The sequence below is a fragment of the Deltaproteobacteria bacterium genome (assembly GCA_020848745.1).
Lineage (GTDB): Bacteria > Desulfobacterota > Binatia > UTPRO1 > UTPRO1 > UTPRO1.
The window spans coordinates 22,171-39,067 of the sequence record JADLHM010000009.1; the positions used below are offsets into that span (position 1 = coordinate 22,171).

Annotated in this window: 19 protein-coding genes; 10 read left to right on the forward strand and 9 right to left on the reverse strand. The window is 70.4% G+C overall.

All coding sequences use genetic code 11. The features are described 5' to 3' along the window. Positions 1 to 43: 43 nt before the first annotated feature. On the reverse strand, positions 44 to 580 hold the full coding sequence (locus IT293_00900) for a pyridoxamine 5'-phosphate oxidase family protein (GenBank protein MCC6763195.1): 537 nt from the start codon (positions 578 to 580) through the stop codon (positions 44 to 46). A gap of 53 nt (positions 581 to 633) precedes the next feature. Between IT293_00900 and IT293_00905 the strand changes: the two genes are divergently transcribed. Next, positions 634 to 1,227 (forward strand): TetR family transcriptional regulator C-terminal domain-containing protein, encoded by a 594-nt coding sequence (locus IT293_00905; GenBank protein ID MCC6763196.1) that lies wholly within the window; start codon positions 634 to 636, stop codon positions 1,225 to 1,227. 64 nt (positions 1,228 to 1,291) lie between these two features. On the opposite strand, the gene IT293_00910 is transcribed toward IT293_00905, so the two are convergent. Together IT293_00910 and IT293_00915 are read right to left on the reverse strand one after the other, a co-directional pair. Further along, positions 1,292 to 2,236 carry a paraslipin gene (locus IT293_00910; GenBank protein MCC6763197.1) on the reverse strand — a complete coding sequence of 315 codons (945 nt, stop codon included), beginning with the start codon at positions 2,234 to 2,236 and terminating at the stop codon, positions 1,292 to 1,294. A 12-nt stretch (positions 2,237 to 2,248) separates the two neighbouring features. Then, the gene (locus tag IT293_00915; GenBank protein ID MCC6763198.1) at positions 2,249 to 2,677 is read right to left on the reverse strand and encodes an NfeD family protein; all 429 of its coding nucleotides are present in this window, start codon (positions 2,675 to 2,677) and stop codon (positions 2,249 to 2,251) included. A gap of 98 nt (positions 2,678 to 2,775) precedes the next feature. On the opposite strand from IT293_00915, the gene IT293_00920 reads away from it, so the two are divergent. From IT293_00920 to IT293_00940, 5 genes are all read left to right on the forward strand, one after another. Beyond that, positions 2,776 to 3,027 carry a type II toxin-antitoxin system Phd/YefM family antitoxin gene (locus tag IT293_00920; protein MCC6763199.1) on the forward strand — a complete coding sequence of 84 codons (252 nt, stop codon included), beginning with the start codon at positions 2,776 to 2,778 and terminating at the stop codon, positions 3,025 to 3,027. Next, complete coding sequence (locus tag IT293_00925; GenBank protein ID MCC6763200.1) at positions 3,024 to 3,413, forward strand: type II toxin-antitoxin system VapC family toxin; 390 nt, start codon at positions 3,024 to 3,026, stop codon at positions 3,411 to 3,413. The genes IT293_00920 and IT293_00925 overlap by 4 nt, the downstream gene beginning before the upstream one ends. Before the next feature lie 76 nt (positions 3,414 to 3,489). Continuing rightward, positions 3,490 to 4,098: a 2-hydroxychromene-2-carboxylate isomerase gene (locus tag IT293_00930; protein ID MCC6763201.1), complete on the forward strand. Its 609-nt coding sequence runs from the start codon at positions 3,490 to 3,492 to the stop codon at positions 4,096 to 4,098. Between the two features lie 105 nt (positions 4,099 to 4,203). Next, the gene (gene mfd, locus IT293_00935; GenBank protein ID MCC6763202.1) at positions 4,204 to 7,755 is read left to right on the forward strand and encodes a transcription-repair coupling factor; all 3,552 of its coding nucleotides are present in this window, start codon (positions 4,204 to 4,206) and stop codon (positions 7,753 to 7,755) included. A 175-nt stretch (positions 7,756 to 7,930) separates the two neighbouring features. After that, the gene (locus tag IT293_00940) at positions 7,931 to 8,620 is read left to right on the forward strand and encodes a CBS domain-containing protein (GenBank protein MCC6763203.1); all 690 of its coding nucleotides are present in this window, start codon (positions 7,931 to 7,933) and stop codon (positions 8,618 to 8,620) included. A gap of 65 nt (positions 8,621 to 8,685) precedes the next feature. On the opposite strand, the gene IT293_00945 is transcribed toward IT293_00940, so the two are convergent. The 3 genes from IT293_00945 to IT293_00955 are packed head-to-tail and all read right to left on the reverse strand — an operon-like array spanning position 8,686 to position 11,059. After that, entirely contained in the window at positions 8,686 to 9,522 is an 837-nt protein-coding gene (locus IT293_00945; GenBank protein ID MCC6763204.1) for an enoyl-CoA hydratase/isomerase family protein, read from the reverse strand. After that, the gene (locus IT293_00950) at positions 9,519 to 10,067 is read right to left on the reverse strand and encodes a DUF420 domain-containing protein (protein ID MCC6763205.1); all 549 of its coding nucleotides are present in this window, start codon (positions 10,065 to 10,067) and stop codon (positions 9,519 to 9,521) included. The genes IT293_00945 and IT293_00950 overlap by 4 nt, the downstream gene beginning before the upstream one ends. An 11-nt stretch (positions 10,068 to 10,078) precedes the next feature. Continuing rightward, the gene (locus IT293_00955) at positions 10,079 to 11,059 is read right to left on the reverse strand and encodes an LLM class flavin-dependent oxidoreductase (GenBank protein ID MCC6763206.1); all 981 of its coding nucleotides are present in this window, start codon (positions 11,057 to 11,059) and stop codon (positions 10,079 to 10,081) included. A 116-nt stretch (positions 11,060 to 11,175) separates the two neighbouring features. On the opposite strand from IT293_00955, the gene IT293_00960 reads away from it, so the two are divergent. The 4 genes from IT293_00960 (at position 11,176) to IT293_00975 (ending at position 15,021) form a co-directional block, all read left to right on the forward strand. After that, entirely contained in the window at positions 11,176 to 11,580 is a 405-nt protein-coding gene (locus IT293_00960) for a nuclear transport factor 2 family protein (protein ID MCC6763207.1), read from the forward strand. Between the two features lie 61 nt (positions 11,581 to 11,641). Continuing rightward, a complete protein-coding gene (locus IT293_00965; protein ID MCC6763208.1) occupies positions 11,642 to 12,595 on the forward strand; it encodes a peptidylprolyl isomerase in 954 nt (317 codons plus the stop codon). Continuing rightward, complete coding sequence (gene pdxA / locus IT293_00970) at positions 12,592 to 13,620, forward strand: 4-hydroxythreonine-4-phosphate dehydrogenase PdxA (GenBank protein MCC6763209.1); 1,029 nt, start codon at positions 12,592 to 12,594, stop codon at positions 13,618 to 13,620. The genes IT293_00965 and pdxA overlap by 4 nt, the downstream gene beginning before the upstream one ends. Before the next feature lie 18 nt (positions 13,621 to 13,638). After that, positions 13,639 to 15,021, forward strand: a complete 1,383-nt coding sequence (locus tag IT293_00975) for a phosphomannomutase/phosphoglucomutase (protein MCC6763210.1) — start codon at positions 13,639 to 13,641, stop codon at positions 15,019 to 15,021. A 185-nt stretch (positions 15,022 to 15,206) separates the two neighbouring features. On the opposite strand, the gene IT293_00980 is transcribed toward IT293_00975, so the two are convergent. The 3 genes from IT293_00980 to IT293_00990 form a co-directional block, all read right to left on the reverse strand. Further along, a complete protein-coding gene (locus IT293_00980; GenBank protein ID MCC6763211.1) occupies positions 15,207 to 15,485 on the reverse strand; it encodes a BolA family transcriptional regulator in 279 nt (92 codons plus the stop codon). Beyond that, positions 15,482 to 16,246 (reverse strand): methyltransferase domain-containing protein, encoded by a 765-nt coding sequence (locus tag IT293_00985; protein ID MCC6763212.1) that lies wholly within the window; start codon positions 16,244 to 16,246, stop codon positions 15,482 to 15,484. The genes IT293_00980 and IT293_00985 overlap by 4 nt, the downstream gene beginning before the upstream one ends. Continuing rightward, positions 16,243 to 16,897 (reverse strand): hypothetical protein (locus tag IT293_00990; GenBank protein MCC6763213.1); only part of this gene is annotated, 655 nt, incomplete at its 5' end. The genes IT293_00990 and IT293_00985, both read right to left, overlap by 4 nt.

Genomic DNA, 16,897 nt, shown 5'->3' on the forward strand with positions numbered 1-16,897 from the left:
CGGCGCCGCGGACCGCCGCCGCGGCGCAAGCGGGGTATCGCGGTCAGAGCCAGCTGCGCGGGATCGGCAGGGCGTCGCGGAGCCGCATGTACCAGCGGAGCGCGCTCCCGATCAGGCGGTGGTTGTCGAAGCCTCGCACGCGGACGGGCTCGAACGTGATCAGCGAGAGCCCCGTCTTGCGATTCTCCTCGGCCGTCATGCGCTCGTACTCGCGGCCTCCGAGACGGCCGAAGTAGTGCGTCGCGAGCCAGGAGCCGACGCCGCCTTCGAGCGGCGCGTCCGCGAGCGTCACCTCGCCGTCGATGATGACGGCCCGATAGGGAGGGATCTCGTCCTGGATGGTCAGGCAGGCGCGCTTCGCGCGGCCGAGGGCTTTGGCCTTCGGCGACGTGGTCGCGGTCACCATGAAGAAGCGGCCGTCGCGGTACTGGTACCAGATCGGGGCCTGCGCCGGCGTCCCGTCGCGCTTTACGTACGACAGGACGGCGATGCGCGGCGCCGCGACGAAACGCTCGAGGTCGCCCGGCGCGAAGGCGGGTTGCGGGCCCATGGCTTGGAACGTCAGGTCGGTGAGCTTCATGCCGGTCGAATAGGTCGTTGACCAAGTCTAGTCAACGGCCTAGGAATGCGGCCGTGCCGCCACGGGTGCCCCCGCGGAAAGGAGAGGCGCGCCGCGCCGAGATCCTCGGCGCCGCGCGCGCCGTGCTCGTCGACGAGGGCCTCGATCGTTTCGTGCTGCGCGAGATCGCCGCCCGGGTCGGGCTCGTGCTCGGGAATCTCCAGTACTACTACGCCACGCGCGACGATCTCCTCGAGGCGGTCGTGCGCGCCGAGTTCGCGCGCAACCAGGCGGAGGTGGCGGCGATCGCCGCCGGGCGCGGCGCGGCCACGGGGCGTCTCGCGGCCATCACGCGCCACCTGATCGACGTGTGGGCGCGCTCGGGTGGCCGCGTCTACGCCGCCATGTCGCTCCTGGCGCTGCACCAGCCGCGCTTCCGGGCGCTCCATCGCGAGATCTACCTCGCGTTCTACGAGAGCCTGTTGCCGGTATTGCGCGAGATCCGCCCGGACGCCCGGCGCCCCGAGCTCCTCGGCGTGGCGCGGCTCGTGGCGACGCTCATCGACGGCGCGCTCGTGCAGGTGCCCGGCCGCGGGTTCGCGGCCGACGCCGTCGCGGCCGCCGTTCGCCTCGCCGCACCGCCGGACGACCCGCCGCCGCGCGGCTAGGGGCCTACGATCTCGGCGACCCGCGCGGCGACTCGCTCCGTCGCGTCGTGGCCGGCGGTCCCGCTCACCGCTGCTCGATCGGCGGCGGCGTTCCTCCCTGCCGCTTCACGACGTTCATCGCGAGTGCCAGCATCGAGGACACGTCGCTCAACGTCGACGGCACGACGAGCGTGTTGCCCTCCTTCGCGAGCTTGCCGAACTCGTGCACGTACTGTTCGGCGACGCGCAGCTGCACCGCCTCGAAACCACCCGGCACTTGGATCGCGGCCGCCACCTGGCGGATGCCGTCGGCGGTCGCCTGCGCGACGGAGCGGATCGCGTCGGCCTCGCCTTCGGCCTCGTTGATCTGCTGCTGCTTCTTCGCCTCGGACTGCTTGATCTCCTGCTGCTTGTGACCTTCGGCGGTGTTGATGAGGGCGTCGCGTTCGCCCTCGGACTTCAGGATCGAGGCGCGCTTTTCGCGCTCGGCGCGCATCTGCTTCTCCATCGCTTCGAGCACGCCCTGCGGCGGCTTGATGTTCTTGATCTCGTAGCGCAGGACCTTCACGCCCCACGCCTCGGACGCTTTGTCGATCTCGGTGACGACGGCCTGGTTGATGTGGGTGCGCTCCTCGAAGGTGCGGTCGAGGTCGAGCTTGCCGATCTCGCTCCGGAGCGTGGTCTGCGCGAGCTGGATCAGCGCGAACGGCAGGTTGGCGATGCCGTACGACGCGCGCTCGGCGTCGACGATCTTCATGTAGAGCACGCCGTCGACCCCGACCATCACGTTGTCGCGCGTGATGCACTCTTGCTCCGGAATGTCGATCGCGTCCTCCTTCAGGTTGTGGCGGTAGCGGATGACGTAGATGAACGGGATCAGGATGTGGAAGCCGGCGCCGAGCGTGCTGTTGTACTGCCCGAGCCGTTCGACCACGTACGCCGACTGCTGCGGCACGACGATCGCGACGCGCGAGATCACGTAGAAGACGGCCGCCGCCAACAGCAACACCACCAACAATGCACCCGACATGTTCGTCCTCCTCTATTCCGGCTGAAGCCAGAGCGTGAGCCCGTCGATGCGATGGACGCGGCAACGCGTCCCGCGTGCGATCGCCGCGCCGTCGACGCCGCGGGCGCTCCACGTCGTGCCGCGGAGCTCTGCCCGTCCGACGCCGTTCGCCGGCACGTCCTCGATGACGGTCGCGGTCTCGCGCCGCAGATCGTCGACCGCGGGAGCCGGCCCGCCGCCGCCGGCTCGGCTGAGCGTGCGCTGGAACAGAACGAGCGCCGCCACCGACACGAGCGAGAACGCGAGCCACTCGAGCCACGGCGCCGCGATCAAGCCGAAGCCGGTGAGCGCCCCGACGACGAGCCCGCCGACGCCGAACGCGAGCAGGAAGAAGTTCGTCGGGATCTGCGCTTCGGCGATCGCGAGGGCGAGGCCGAGGACCATCCACATCCACCACGCCATGCCGGCGGTTCTGTCACGGAAGGTCGGGCGAAGTCCACAAGAGACGCGCTCGAAGGAAGCAGTTGCGATGAACCAAAAATCTGGTCTAAATAGACCATATGCCGAAGCCTGCTACGGTCAGTCTTTACGAGGCGAAGACCCAGCTGTCCCGTCTCGTCGAGCGGGCATCCCGTGGCGACGAAGTGGTGATCACTCGGCATGGACGTCCCGTGGCCCGCTTGGTCGCAGCCAGGCCCATGCGAAAGCCGCGAAAGCTCGGCACCCTCCGGGGAAAGATTCGCGTCGCCAAGGACTTCGATGCTCCCCTCCCCGACGAGATCCAGGCTCTCTTCGAAGGCCGCGGCTCGTGAGCGTCGGCCTCCTGCTCGATACCCATGCGCTGATCTGGGCGCTGAGTGCGCCGCGCCGATTGCCGACACGGCTGGCGAAGCTTCTCGTCGATCCCGAGACCGACGTGCACCTGAGCGCGGTGTCGACCTGGGAGATCGCCATCAAAGCGGCGCTCGGCAAGATCGACGCGGAGCTGCCCGCGATCGTCCAGGCCGCGCGCGGGGCGCAATTCGAAGAGCTGCCGATCGCCGTCTCCGACACGGTTCGCGTCCTGTCCCTGCCGAGCATCCATCGCGACCCGTTCGATCGGCTCTTGGTCGCCCAGGCGCTCGAGAACGACCTGATCCTGGCGACACACGACCCCATCGTGGCGCGCTACCCTGTCCCCGTGCTATGGGACACCTGACCGTACGCGGACGGTGAATCGCACGATGGTCCCACCCGGCTTGACCCGCCGGCCCTGATTGCCGATGGTCCGCGCCATGGCGCGCGTCGAGTTCTTCTACGACTACTCGAGTCCGTGGACGTATCTCGCGTTCACGCGGATCGAGGCGCTCTGCCGCCGTGCCGGCGCGGAGCTGGTGTGGCGGCCGATGCTCGTCGGCGGCATCTTCAATACCGTGAATCCGTCGGTGTACGAGCAGCGCGCGCACCCGGTGCCGGCGAAGGCGCGCTACATGGCGAAGGACCTGCTCGACTGGGCGCGTCTCTACGATCTCGACCTCACGTTCCCGCCGACGGTGTTTCCGGTGAACTCGGTGAAGGCGCTCCGCGGCGCGCTGGTGGCGCTGGAACATGATCGCATCGGTCCCTACAGCGCGCGTGTCTTCCAGGCCTACTTCGGGGAGGACCGTGACATCAGCCAGGAGGCGGTGCTGCGCCCGATCGTCACCGCGGTCGGTCTCGATGCCGACGCCTTCTTCGCTGCGATCGCGACGCCGGCGTACAAGGACCGCATCCGCGCCAATACTGACGAGTGCGTGCAGCGTGGCGGCTTCGGCTCGCCGACGATGTTCGTGGGCGACGACATGTACTTCGGCAACGACCGGCTCGGCCTTCTCGAGGCGGCGCTCGCCCGCGCGACGCGCTGACGCCGAACGGCCGCTGGATGCCTCGGCCGCGTTGCGGGACCATCGGGCCGTTGGTAGCGTCGCCGCTCACCCTACGGGTCGCGCGGCCCGCGTGGGCGTTCGTGTATGCAGCCGCTCCCCCACGAAGAAGGATCATCGCTCCGCGACGCCGTCCGGCGCGCCTCGACGACGCGCGCGGGCGAACGGCTGCGCGTCGAAGGGCTCCGCGGCGGTGCGCGCGCGTTCCTGATCGCGGAGGCCCATCGCGCCGCGCCGTCCCCGTACGTCGTGCTGGCGGCGGGCGCCGCCGAGGCGGAGGCGCTCGCGAGCGACCTCGCGCTCTTCCTCGGCGAGGATCACGCGGTCGGCGGGCTCGAGCGGCGGGTGCACGCCTTCCCGGCGTGGGACGTGCCGGCGTTCGAGCCGGTGTCGCCGCCGGCGGCGGTCGTGCACGACCGCATGCGGACGCTCTTCCACCTGATCCACGGCCGCGATCCGATCGTCGTGACGACGCCCGAGGCGGTGATGCAGCGCCTGCTGCCGCGCGCGGTCGTGAAGCAGGCGATGCGCTACCTGGTCGAAGGCGACGAGGTCGACGTCGCCGAGCTGACGCAGCACCTGATCGACTGGGGCTATCTGCGGGTGCCGGTCGTCGAGGACATCGGCGAGTTCAGCGTCCGCGGCGGCCTCGTCGACGTGTTCACTCCGCTCGACGCCGAGCCGTTCCGCCTCGAGCTCGACGGCGACCGCATCGAGAGCCTCCGCACGTTCGACCCCGACACCCAGCGCTCGTCGGGGCAGCGCGAGGAGGTCGTGCTCGTGCCGGTGCGCGAGGCGTCGCTCGCCGATCTCCGCGCTCCCGAGGCGCGCCGCGCCGTCGAGAACCGCGCCATCGAGATCGAGATGCCGCGCCTCGACCGCAACGCCATGAGCGACGCGCTCGAGAACGGGCTCTTCTTCCCCGGCGTCGAGTTTGTCGCGTCCTACGTCTACCCGGAGGGGCTGGCGACGCTCTTCGACTACCTGCCCGCCGACGTGCGCCTCTGGATCGACGACCCGGCCGGCGTCGAGAGCGCGTGGGACGCGGCGTGGGAGCTCGTGCAGGAGCGCGCGCGCGAGGCCGAGTCGGCGCGGCGGTTCTTCGCTCTCGCCGAGCGCTTCGCGATGTCGGCGCACGCGGTGCGCGAGGCGCTGCGGCCGCTGCCGACGGTCGAGCTCGATCCGTTGGTCGGGCTCGCCGGCACGGCCGGACATCTGCGCGTATCCTGCTACACGCTCGCCGACCTCGCCGCGGCGCGCGCGCAGGCCGCGGCGGGAAGCCGGGACGCGGAAGGCCAGCGCTCGGCCGCCCCCAGCATGCGCCCTGTCGCCGACCGCATCCGCGAGTGGAGCGCCGAAGGCCGGCGCGTCTTCGTGGTCGTGCACGGAGCGGGGCAGCGCACGCGCCTCCACGGGCTCCTGGCCGCCAACGGCGTCGACGTCGCGTCGACCGGCGAGCCGCTCCCGAAGCTCCTCGCGGAGCGCGGCGGTCCGCCCCTCATGCTCGAAGGCTCGCTCACGCAGGGGTTCCGACTGCCGACGGAGCCCTGGGTCTTCGTCGGCGAGGAGGAGATCTTCGGCGAGCGCCGCCAGCAGCGCCGCATCCGCAAGGTGAGCGCGGCCGACGTGCTCTCGAGCCTCGCCGAGCTCAAGGCGGGCGACTTCGTCGTGCATGTCGACCACGGCATCGGACTCTACCGGGGCCTCAAGCACATGAGCGTCGCCGACATCGAGGGCGACTTCCTCCACCTCGAGTACCAGGGCGGCGACCGCATGTACGTGCCGGTCGACCGCATCAACCTCGTCGGCAAGTACATCGGCGGCGGCGACGGCGCGGAGCCGGCGCTCGACAAGCTCGGCGGCACCGCGTGGGAGCGCGTCAAGGCGAAGACGAAGGAAGCGCTCCTCTCGATGGCGCGCGAGCTCGTCGAGATCGGCGCCAAGCGCCAGGTGCTCGCCGGGCAGAGTTTCGAGAGCGGCGACCCGCTCTTCCAGGAGTTCGAGGCGCGCTTCCCGTTCGACGAGACGCCCGACCAGCAGAAGGCGATCGGCGACGTGCTCGCCGACCTCGGGAGCGACAAGCCGATGGACCGGCTGGTGTGCGGCGACGTCGGCTTCGGCAAGACCGAGGTCGCGATGCGCGCCGCCTTCGCGGTTGTCATGGCGGGCAGGCAGGTCGCCGTGCTCGTGCCGACGACCGTGCTCGCGCAGCAGCACTACGACACGATGTGCAAGCGCTTCGACGGCTACCCGGTGAAGGTCGAGATGCTCTCGCGCTTCCGCTCCAACACCGACAACAAGGCGATCATCAAGGGGCTCGCCGACGGCACCGTCGACGTGGTGGTCGGCACCCACCGCCTCTTGCAGAAGGACGTGTCGGTGGCGCGGCTCGGGCTCCTCGTCATCGACGAGGAGCACCGCTTCGGTGTGAAGGACAAGGAGCGCATCAAGGCCCTTCGGGCGACCGTCGACGTGCTGACGCTCACCGCGACGCCGATCCCGCGCACGCTGCAGATGGCGCTCACCGGCATCCGCGACCTCTCGGTCATCGAGAGCCCGCCCGTCGACCGCCTCGCGATCCGCACCTACGTCACCAAGGCCGACGACCACGTGATCCGCGAGGCGATCCTCCGCGAGCTCCGGCGCGGCGGCCAGGTATTCTTCGTCCACAACCGGGTGGACTCGATCGAGCGCCAGGCGGCGCACGTGAAGGAGCTCGTGCCGGAGGCGACCGTCATCGTCGGCCACGGCCAGATGGGCGAGCGCCAGCTCGAGCAGGTGATGGACGACTTCATCCACCAGCGCGCCAACGTGCTGGTGTGCTCGACCATCATCGAGTCCGGCCTCGACATCCCACGCGCCAACACGATCCTCATCAATCGGGCGGATACTCTCGGCTTGGCGCAGCTGTACCAGCTACGCGGGCGGGTCGGACGCTCGAACGTCCGCGCCTACGCCTATCTCTTGATACCCGGCGAGCACATGATCGGCACCGACGCCCACAAGCGCCTCGAGGCGCTGCAGGAGCTCGACGAGCTGGGCGGCGGGTTCAGGTTGGCGGCGCACGACCTCGAGATCCGCGGTGCCGGCAACATGCTCGGGAAGCAGCAGAGCGGCAACATCACCGCCGTCGGCTTCGAGCTCTATACCCAGATGATGGAGGAGGCCGTCCGCGAAGTGCAGGGCGAGACCATCACGAAGGACGTCGAGCCGGAGATCCAGCTCGGCTTCCCGGCGTACATTCCCGATTCGTACGTGCAGGACGTGAACCAGCGGCTCGTCCTCTACAAGCGCCTCGCCGGCTTCAAGACGGCCGACGAGCTCGCCGCGCTCGTCGACGAGATGGTCGACCGTTTCGGCGAGCTGCCGCCGCTGGTCGACAGCCTGATCCGGGTGATGGAGCTGCGGCGCTGCTTCAAGGACCTGCTGATCACCGCGGCGCGCGTCCGCGGCGAGCAGATCGTCCTCGAGTTCCATCCCGAGACCCCCGTCCACATCGACTACATCCTGGCGCTGCAGAAGAAGATGAAGGACCGGGTGAAGGTCTTCCCCGACGCGCGCGTCGGCTATCGCCCGCTCGCCAGGGACGCAGACGGGCTCGTGGCGGAGCTCCAGGACCTTTGCGCTCGGCTGCGCTAGCCCCCGCATTCGGTCCAGTCGAGGCTCGATCTGCCGGCAGTGAAGGTTCACGACGAACGAAAGCGCGGGGGCTAGCGGAGCGGACCCCGGTCGGTCGTCGGAACACCCGGGCGGCGGGCGAATTTCCATCTGTTCGCCGCGCCCGGCGGGTGTCAAAACGGTCTGGAGGCCAGCGATGACCGTCGACATGTGGATGACGCGCGATCCCGTGACGATCGCTCCGACCATGGCGATCTCCGCGGCGGCGCGGCTGATGGCACGGCACAGGATCCGCCGGCTGGTGGTGGTGGACGCGGAGCATAGGGTCGTCGGGGTGGTCTCCGCAGGCGACGTCGCGCGCGCGTTTCCCGCCGACTTGAACCCGGCGTCCGCGGTGGTGACCGATCGGTCCGTGCCGGAGCCGGTGTCGAGCATCATGGCGCGGGCGGTCCGCACCGTGGCGTCCGGCGCCGCGATGGAAGACGCGGCGCGGCTGCTGCGCACCTATAAGATCGGCGCGGTGCCGGTCGTGCAGGGCGCGCGCCTCGCCGGCATCATCACCGAGTCCGATCTCTTCCGCGCGCTCGTCGAGATGAGCGACCCGACCGAGCCGAGCGTCCGCATCACCTTCGAGCTCGACGAGGCCGAGGACGTCGTCGGCACGATGCTGCAGGTGTGCGGCGGTCGCGACGCCCGCATCGCGAGCCTCTTCTCGTTCCACCACCGCGACGCGCGGACGGGCGATCGGCGGCGCCTCGGCGTGATGCGCATCGCGGGCGACGTGCCGGAGGCCGTCGTCGAAGCGATCTGGAAATCGCGCCACCGCGTGCTCTCGGTCGTGCGCCGTGCGGCGAGCGACGACGACGGGGACGCTACGGGGCGGTGACAGTCATCGGCGCGGCGCCGCCGGTCGCGGTCGACCGCGTCCATGCGCCGCTCATCGCGCCGTCCTCAGCCCTTGCCGGGGCCGAGGCCCTCTTCGAGGACACGGCGGAAGCGCGGCGGCCGCTTCTCGAGGAACGCCGTGACCGCCTCCTTGTGCTCGGGGCTCTTCCAGCACTCGCGCAGCAGCACGCTCTCGCGCTCCTGCACGGAGGACAGGTCGGTCGCGCTGCCGTTCTCGGTGAGGAGCCGCTTGATCATGCGGAGCTGCGGATCGGGGTTGGCGGCGAAGCCCTCGGCGATCGCGCAGGCCTTCGGCAGGAGATCGTCCGCGCTCGTGAGCACGTCGACCAGCCCCGCCTGGTGCGCTTCGACCGCGGAGTAGATGCGGCCCGAGAGGCACATCTCGCTCGCGCGTCCGAACCCCATGCGCTGCACGAGGAAATGCGTGCTCGCGAGCTCCGGCACGAGCCCGACCTTGATGAAGAGCATGCCGAGCTTCGCCTGGTCGGAGGCGACGATCACGTCGAAGGGTAGGATCATGGTCATGCCGATCCCGACGGCGGCGCCGTTCACGGCGGCGACGAGGGGCTTGGCGGCGCGCGCCATCGCGACCCAGTCGAGTCCGGCGGGCATGCCGCCCTGGCCTTCGGCCGTGTCGCCGCCGGGGTCGGTGCCCTCGATGCGGGTCTTGAACGTCGCTTCCATGTCGGCGCCGGCGCAAAAGCCGCGTCCGGCGCCCGTCATGACGATCGCGCCGATCGCCGGGTCGGCGTTGGCGCGCGCGATCGCGTCGGCCTGCTCCGCGCCCATGCGGGGGGTCCAGGCGTTCAGCTTCTCGGGTCGCGCCAGGGTGACGAGCGCCACCGCGCCGCGGGTTTCGTACGTGATCTGTTCGTAGGTCATGGCGGGCCTCCTCCCACGTAGGCGCGCAACAGCGCGAAGACGACGACGCCCGTCACCGAGACGTACAACCAGACGGGAAAGGTGAGGCGCGCGACGCCGCGATGGCGGTCGAAGCGCCCGGTCGCCGCCCAGAAGAGCGTCGAGAGGATCATCGGGAGCGCGACGACCGAGAGTCCGATGTGGCTCACGAGCACGAAGAAGTAGACCGGACGGATCCAGCCCTGGCCGGGAAAGCGCGTGTCGCCGTGGAATGCGTGGTAGACGACGTAGCTCGCGAGGAAGAGCGTCGAGAACGCGACCGCCGCGAGCATGGCGCGCTTGTGAGCCGCGCGCCGTCCGCGCCTGATGCTCCGCCAGCCGGTGAAGAGCGCGAGGGCGCTGCAGCTGTTGAAGAAGGCGTTCGCCGCGGGCAGCAGGTCGATCCATGGCGGCGCCGGTGCGCGCGTCGTCTTCAGGTAGATCAGCCAGACGAGAAAGCCCGTGATCGTCGCCGAGAGCGGCAGGATCAAGACCAGCGGACGGCGTTCGACGAGGGCCGTGTTCATGGCGCCCGCGTTCAGACGTGCTTCAGGACTTCCTCGGCGAGCCGCTGCTGGGTGCGCGAATCGATGCTGCCGCCGAAGAGCACCTGCGACACGTCCCAGTCGCGGACGCGGCGTTTGAGCTCGGCGACGCACTCCTCCGGGGTGCCGACCAGCGCCATCGGCGAGCGCATCATGCCTTCGGGCGTCAAGTTGAACATTGGCGCCATCCCCTCGACCGTGGCGCGCGTCGCGGCGGGCGAGTCGGTGAGGATCGTCGTGAAGATCATGTTGCTGATGCGGATCTTCTTGCCGTCGCGGCCGTGGCGCGCGGCCTCGTCGCGCAGGAACTTCACCTTGGAGGTGAAGGCGTCGTCGGTGAGCTTGGCGACGTTCTCGAGCTTGATGTACCCGGGCTTCCCGGCGTCGGCGATGATGTTCACGACGTCGGCGTGCTTGGCGGCGACCCGCAGCAGGCCCCTGCCGCCGCCCCCGAGGAGGATCGGCGGCGTCGGCTGCTGCACGGTCTTCGGGAACAGGATGCAGCCGTCGAGCCGGTAGAACTCCCCGGCGAAGTCCGTTTCCTCCTTCGACCAGAGCGAGCGCATGCAGGTGAGCGCCTCGTCGAGCATGCGGATGCGGGTCGTGATGTCCGGATACGGCATGCCCGTCATCCTGAACTCGCGCTCGGTCCAGCCGGTGCCGAGCCCCGCGACGATGCGCCCTCCGCTCAACTGGTCGAGCGAGGCGAGGCTCTGCGCCGTGATGGCGGGGTGGCGGAAGAGGTTGCAGAGCACGAGGTGGCCGACCCGCGCCTTCTTCGTCGCCTCGGCGATGACGGCGATCATGATCATCGGGTCGTAGGAAAGGTTCTTCGGGTCGAAGCTCTTCTCGGGCCCCTCCATCACGATGTGGTCGGGCACCGTGACCACGGTATAGCCCTGCCCCTCCGCCGCTTGCGCGCGGTCGCGGAGTTGGGAGAAGTCGAGGTTCGCGAGCTGGACGCCGTATTCCATGGGATCTCCTTCGAGGCTCGATCGTGGACGGGTTATGGCACGGCGGGTCGTTGAGGCAAGGCGGCGTCGGCGGCTATCTTCGGCGCGTCCGATTCCGGTCACGAAAGGAGATCCCCATGACCGTTGACCGTTCCGCTTTCCGCCGCGCCATCGAGCGCCACAGCCTCGAGGACCTGATCGCGCTTTTCCGCGAGGACGCCGTTCTCCACAGCCCGATCACCTTCCAGCCGTTCGAAGGCAAGGCCGCCGCTCGGCGCCTCCTCGGCATCATCTTCGAGGTGTTCGAGGATTTCCGGTATACCGACGAGCTCGATGCCGCCGACGGGAAGACGAAGGTGCTCGTCTTCCGGACGCGCGTGAAGGGCCGCGACGTCGAGGGCATCGACCTCGTCCGCTTCGACGAGGCCGGCATGGTGCGCGATCTGACCGTCATGGTGCGGCCGCGCTCGGGCATGGAGCGGCTTCTCGCCGAGGTGCAGCCCCGGCTCATGGCCGCCCTCGCGGCGGACGCGGCGGGCTGACCGCTGCGGGCGCGAGGGGGCCGCGCTTTTCCCCCTGCCCGACCTCCGCTAAGGTCCGCCGATGCTCATGAGGTCCACATCGTTCGCGGGCGTCGTCGCGCTCGCGCTCGCCGCCGTCACGGCGGCCGGGGCGCGCGCCGAGACGCTCAACCGCATCGTCGCTACGATCGACGGCGAGCCCATCACCCAGGTCGAGCTCGAGCGCTACGCGGAGGTCGTCAAGAAGCGGCCGGGCGGCGATCAGGTCACCGACCAGAAGGTGATCCTCGACGAGCTGATCCTCGACAAGATCATCCAGAAGCAGGTCGAGATCCTCGGCCTCAAGGCGAGCGACCAGCAGATCGACAACTACATCGAGTCCATCCGGGCCCGGAACAACCTGACCGAGGAGCAGCTGCTCGAGGCGCTCAAGCAGCAGGGCATGACCTGGGACCAGTACCGCGCGCAGGTGCGCTCCGACATCGAGCGCGCGAACCTCATCAATCGCGAGATCCGCACCAAGGTGAACGTATCGCCCGAGGAGGTCGAGCGCTACTACAAGGCGCACCTCGACGAGTACGGCGCGTCGCAGAACGTGACCGCGCGGCTGATCTCCTTCACGGTTCCGCGCGACGCGAGCGACGAGGACAAGGCGGCGATCCGCGCCAAGGCCGAGGAGGTGCAGAAGCGCGCGGCGGACGGCGGCAATTTCGCGAAGCTCGCCAAGGAGTATTCGCAGGGGCCGGCGGCGGAGGAGGGCGGCGACATCGGCGAGGTCGTGCCCGACGAGATGCAGCCGGAGTTCGCCAAGGCGGCGAAGAAGCTCGCGCCGGGTGAGGTGAGCCCGCTCATCGTCACACCCGATGGCTTCCACATCCTCAAGATCGAGAAGGCGTCCGGCGAGATGCATCGCCCGCTCTCCGAGGTCGGCGATGAGATCAAGGAGAAGCTCTACAAGGAGGCGATGGAGTCGCGGTACGACCGCTGGCTGAACCAGGACCTCCGGTCGCGTCATCACGTCGAGACGTTTCTTTGACGCGACCCCTCGGGATCACGCTCGGTGATCCGGCCGGCATCGGTCCCGAGGTGACCGTGAAGGCGCTCGCCGAGCCCCGGCTCGGTCGCGTGCCGGCCGTGGTGCTCGGCGACGTCGAGCTGCTCCGCGAGACGGCGCGCCGCCTGCGCGCGCGGGTCGCGGTGACGCCCCTCGCGGAGGAGGCCCTCGTCGCCGGCGCGCTGCCGCCGCGCCTGCGCGCGGGCCGGCGCGTCGTGCCGGTCGTGCCGATCGCCGCGCTCGGCGCGGCGGCGCGACGCCCCGGCAAGCCATCCGTCGCGGGCGGCCGCGCCGCGTATCGCTGCATCGAGGCGGCGGCGCGCCTGGCGGGGTCGGGGGCGATCGCCGGGATCGTGACGGCGCCCATCAACAAGGAGTGGGTGAACCGGGCGGGATTGCCGATCAGCGGCCACACCGAGCTCCTGAAGGAGCTCACGGGCGCGGCCGCCGTCCGCATGATGCTCGCCGGGCGCCGACTCCGTGTCATTTTGGTGACCATGCACGTGGCGCTCGGACGCGTGCCCCGCGCGCTCTCGATCGACGCCGTCGCGCGCACGATCACGATAGGCGCCGCCCACCTGCGCCGGTATCATCGCCTCGCGCGGCCGCGCCTCGCGGTCGCGGGCCTGAACCCCCACGCCGGGGAGGGCGGGCTCTTCGGAAACGAGGAGGATCGCATCATCGCGCCGGCGATCGCGCAGGCGCGGCGGAGCGGTATCGACGCGAGCGGTCCGTACCCGGCCGACTCGCTGTTCTTCCAGGCGGTGGACGGCAAGAGATTCGACGCGGTGATCGCGATGTACCACGACCAGGGCTTGATCCCTCTGAAGCTCCTCCACTTCCACGACGGGGTGAACGTCACCCTCGGGTTGCCGGTCATCCGCACCTCGCCCGACCACGGCACCGCCTACGACATCGCGGGCGCCGGCACGGCCGACGCCGGCAGCATGCTCGCGGCGATCGCGCTCGCGCACGCCATGAGCCGCGCGGGCGCGCCGCGGCTGTGACGAAGGAGACCGCGAACGGTGAAGCCGAGCCATAATTCCGCCATCTTCCGCGAGTACGACATCCGCGGCATCGCCGACGTCGACTACGATGCAGCGTTCGCGCGCCTACTCGGCCGCGCCTACGCGACGTACGTCGCCGACCAGGGCGTGCGCCGGGTGAGCGTCGGCCGCGACGCGCGGCTCACGTCGAACGAGTACGCCGACGCGCTGAAGGACGGGCTCCGCGCGGGCGGGATCGACGTCGTCGACCTCGGGATGACGCCGACACCGCTCGTCTACTACTCGCTCCACCACTGCGACGTCGACGGCGGCATCCAGGTGACCGGCAGCCACAACCCCTCCGATCACAACGGCTTCAAGATCTGCGTCGGCAAGGTGTCGATCTACGGCGAGGCGATCCAGGAGCTCCGCCGTATCATCGAGTCGGGAACCTTCCGCGACGCGCCGCGCGGCGGAGAAGAGCGCTACGCGATCATCCCGCCGTACCAGGAGGAGCTGATCGCGCAGTTCGGGACGTTGCCGCGCCGGCTCAAGGTGGTCGTCGACTCGGGCAACGGCGCCGCCGGCCCGGTCGCGCCGCGCATCGTGTCGGCGATCGGCTGCGACGTGCGCGACCTCTTCTCCGAGCCCGACGGCCGCTTCCCGAACCACCATCCGGATCCGACGGTCGAAGAGAACATGGAGATCCTGATCGACACCGTGAAGAAGGACGGCGCCGACCTCGGGATCGCCTTCGACGGCGACGCCGACCGGGTCGGCCTCGTCGACCAGCACGGCCGCATCCTCTGGGGCGACGAGATGCTGGTGCTCTTCGCGCGCGACATCCTGGCCGCGCGCCCGGGCGCGGCGATCGTCTCCGAGGTGAAGTGCTCGCAGCGCCTCTACGACGACATCGCGAAGCACGGCGGCAAGGGCATCATGTGGAAGGCCGGCCACTCGCTCCTGAAGGCCAAGATGCGCGAGACCAAGGCCGCCCTCGGCGGCGAGATGAGCGGGCACATCTTCTTCGCCGACCGGTACTACGGCTACGACGACGCGATCTACGCCGCGTGCCGCATGCTGGAGGTGGTCGCGAAGGCGGGGAAGCCGCTCGCCGAGCTGCTCGCCGACCTGCCGCCCGCCGTCAGCACGCCGGAGATCCGCGTCGACTGCCCGGACGCGCTCAAGTTCGACATCGCCGCGCGCGCCAAGGATCGCTTCCGCGCCGCCGGCTACGACTTGATCGACATCGACGGCGTGCGCGTGAAGTTCGCCGACGGTTGGGGTCTGATCCGGGCCTCGAACACCCAACCGATCCTGGTCATGCGCTTCGAGGCGACGGACGCGGCGAAGCTCGTCGAGTACCGCGGGATCGTCGAGAAGGTCGTCGACGAGGTGAAGCGCGAGGTCGGCGCCGCCTGAGCGGGGTCAGGGCGGCAGCAGGTCGGCTGCCGAGAGTCGGATGCCGTTCGGCAGCAGGACTTCGTCGCCGGTCTTCAGGGTCCGCTCGCGGCAGTAACCGGCAGTCGTCGGATCCGGGTCTGTGAGCACATGCAGCACCCCGCGCTCTCGCCCACGAGCGCGAGCCTTGCGACGCGAACCTCCGCTCAGCAGCTCCGCCGCCGCCATTCCTCCGGGGTGAAGGTCTGGAGGGAGAGCGCGTGCACGCGGCGCTCGCGGAGGTCGCCGAGGGCCGCGTACACGGCGCGATGGCGCTCCACGGTCCCGAGCCCCGCGAAGCGCGGGCTCACGACGATCGCGTCGTAGTGGCCGCCTTCGAGCGCCCCCGCGTGCCCGCGGTGGCGGGCGCTCTGGTCCTGCACCTCGACGTGCTCCGCCGCGAGCGCGATACGGAGATCCTCGGCCAAGCGTTCACTCGTCTTCATGGCGTCACTTCGTCGCGCCGGGCGGCGAAACGCAAGCGCACGTAGTCGGCGGTCCACGCGCCGGCGGCGTCGGCGAGCGTCGGGCGCAGCGCGTCCCGTACTGCGGCGAGGAACGCGGGCCGGTCGGCCGCGGGCACCGCGACGAGGAAGCTCTCGGCGAAGGTCTCGAGCCACCCGACGACGTCGCCCGGCAGCGGGGTCGGGCGCGGGAAGAGGGCGATCGACTCGACGCGGAAGCCGTGACGGGCGAGCCGTGCCGCGTAGTCGTCGGCGGTCGGGAAGAACCAGGGATCGTAGGCGGCCGCGTCGAGTCCCCGCGCGGCGAGCGCCCGCGCGAGCGCCGACCGGATCATCGCGACGCACCCGTGTCCGCCCATCTCCGCGACGAAGCGCCCGCCCGGCTTGAGGGCGCGGCGCACGCCGGCGATCACGGCATCCGGCCGACGCATCCAGTGCAGCGCCGCGTTGGAGAAGACCGCGTCGAACTCGCCCGCGAAGCGCAGGCGCTCGCCGTCCGCGACCTCGCACGCGAGGCCGCGCGCGCGGGCGCCCGCGACCTGCGCGGGGCTCGCGTCGACGCCGACGACGTCGCAGCCCAGGGCGGCGAGCTTCTCGGTAAGTACGCCGTCGCCGCACCCGAGGTCGAGGATGCGCTCGCCCGGCCGTGGCGCCAGCAGGTCGACGACCGGCATGCCGAGGTCGCTCACGAAGCGCGCGTGCTTCTCGTATCGCTCCGGGCTCCAGGTCTGCGGGGCGATCATACGGCCTCCCGCGCGGCGTCGTCCGTCGCGGTGGCCGCGCCGGCGAGCTTGGTGAGGCGCGCGCTCGACGCCGCGACGATGCGGCCAGCGCGGCGGCTCCGTCGGTAGGCGGCGAGCACCGCGCGCAGCGAGGCCGTGATGAGGTTGGGGTCGCGTCCGACGCCGAACGCCGTCGCGGTGTTCCCGACGGCGACTTCGACGTACGCGACCGCGGTGGCCGCGGCGCCGGCACCGAGGGCGTGCTCGTGGTAGTCGACCACGCGGACGTCGGCGCCGGTCGCGTCGCGGAGCGCGCGGGTGAACGCGTCGATCGGCCCGTTGCCGTGGGCCGCGATCCGGCGTCGCACCCCGTCGACGGTGACCACCGCCTCGATGCCGCAGTCCCCCGAGGGCCGAGCCGCCAGGCCGTGCTCGGCGACGGCGTCTGCGGCGTCGTCCAGGTACTCGGCTTCGAAGGCGCGGAAGATCGCCTCGGGCGCGAGCTCGGTGCCGCTCTCTTCCGTCAGGCGCTGGATGATCGCGCTGAACTCGACCTGCAGCGCCCGCGGCAGCGCGAGCCCGTAGTCGCGCTCCAGGAGATACGCGACCCCGCCCTTCCCGGACTGGCTGTTGACGCGGATCACGGCTTCGTAGCTGCGGCCGACGTCGGCG

Excerpts from the sequence above, each read along its gene's own strand:
- IT293_00900 (MCC6763195.1), bottom strand. The coding sequence starts at position 580 with ATGAAGCTCACCGACCTGACGTTCCAAGCCATGGGCCCGCAACCCGCC.
- IT293_00910 (MCC6763197.1), bottom strand. The coding sequence starts at position 2,236 with ATGTCGGGTGCATTGTTGGTGGTGTTGCTGTTGGCGGCGGCCGTCTTC.
- IT293_00915 (MCC6763198.1), bottom strand. The coding sequence starts at position 2,677 with ATGGCGTGGTGGATGTGGATGGTCCTCGGCCTCGCCCTCGCGATCGCC.
- IT293_00920 (MCC6763199.1), top strand. The coding sequence starts at position 2,776 with ATGCCGAAGCCTGCTACGGTCAGTCTTTACGAGGCGAAGACCCAGCTG.
- IT293_00930 (MCC6763201.1), top strand. The coding sequence starts at position 3,490 with ATGGCGCGCGTCGAGTTCTTCTACGACTACTCGAGTCCGTGGACGTAT.
- mfd (MCC6763202.1), top strand. The coding sequence starts at position 4,204 with ATGCAGCCGCTCCCCCACGAAGAAGGATCATCGCTCCGCGACGCCGTC.
- IT293_00940 (MCC6763203.1), top strand. The coding sequence starts at position 7,931 with ATGACCGTCGACATGTGGATGACGCGCGATCCCGTGACGATCGCTCCG.
- IT293_00945 (MCC6763204.1), bottom strand. The coding sequence starts at position 9,522 with ATGACCTACGAACAGATCACGTACGAAACCCGCGGCGCGGTGGCGCTC.
- IT293_00950 (MCC6763205.1), bottom strand. The coding sequence starts at position 10,067 with ATGAACACGGCCCTCGTCGAACGCCGTCCGCTGGTCTTGATCCTGCCG.
- IT293_00955 (MCC6763206.1), bottom strand. The coding sequence starts at position 11,059 with ATGGAATACGGCGTCCAGCTCGCGAACCTCGACTTCTCCCAACTCCGC.
- IT293_00960 (MCC6763207.1), top strand. The coding sequence starts at position 11,176 with ATGACCGTTGACCGTTCCGCTTTCCGCCGCGCCATCGAGCGCCACAGC.
- IT293_00965 (MCC6763208.1), top strand. The coding sequence starts at position 11,642 with ATGCTCATGAGGTCCACATCGTTCGCGGGCGTCGTCGCGCTCGCGCTC.
- IT293_00980 (MCC6763211.1), bottom strand. The coding sequence starts at position 15,485 with ATGAAGACGAGTGAACGCTTGGCCGAGGATCTCCGTATCGCGCTCGCG.
- IT293_00985 (MCC6763212.1), bottom strand. The coding sequence starts at position 16,246 with ATGATCGCCCCGCAGACCTGGAGCCCGGAGCGATACGAGAAGCACGCG.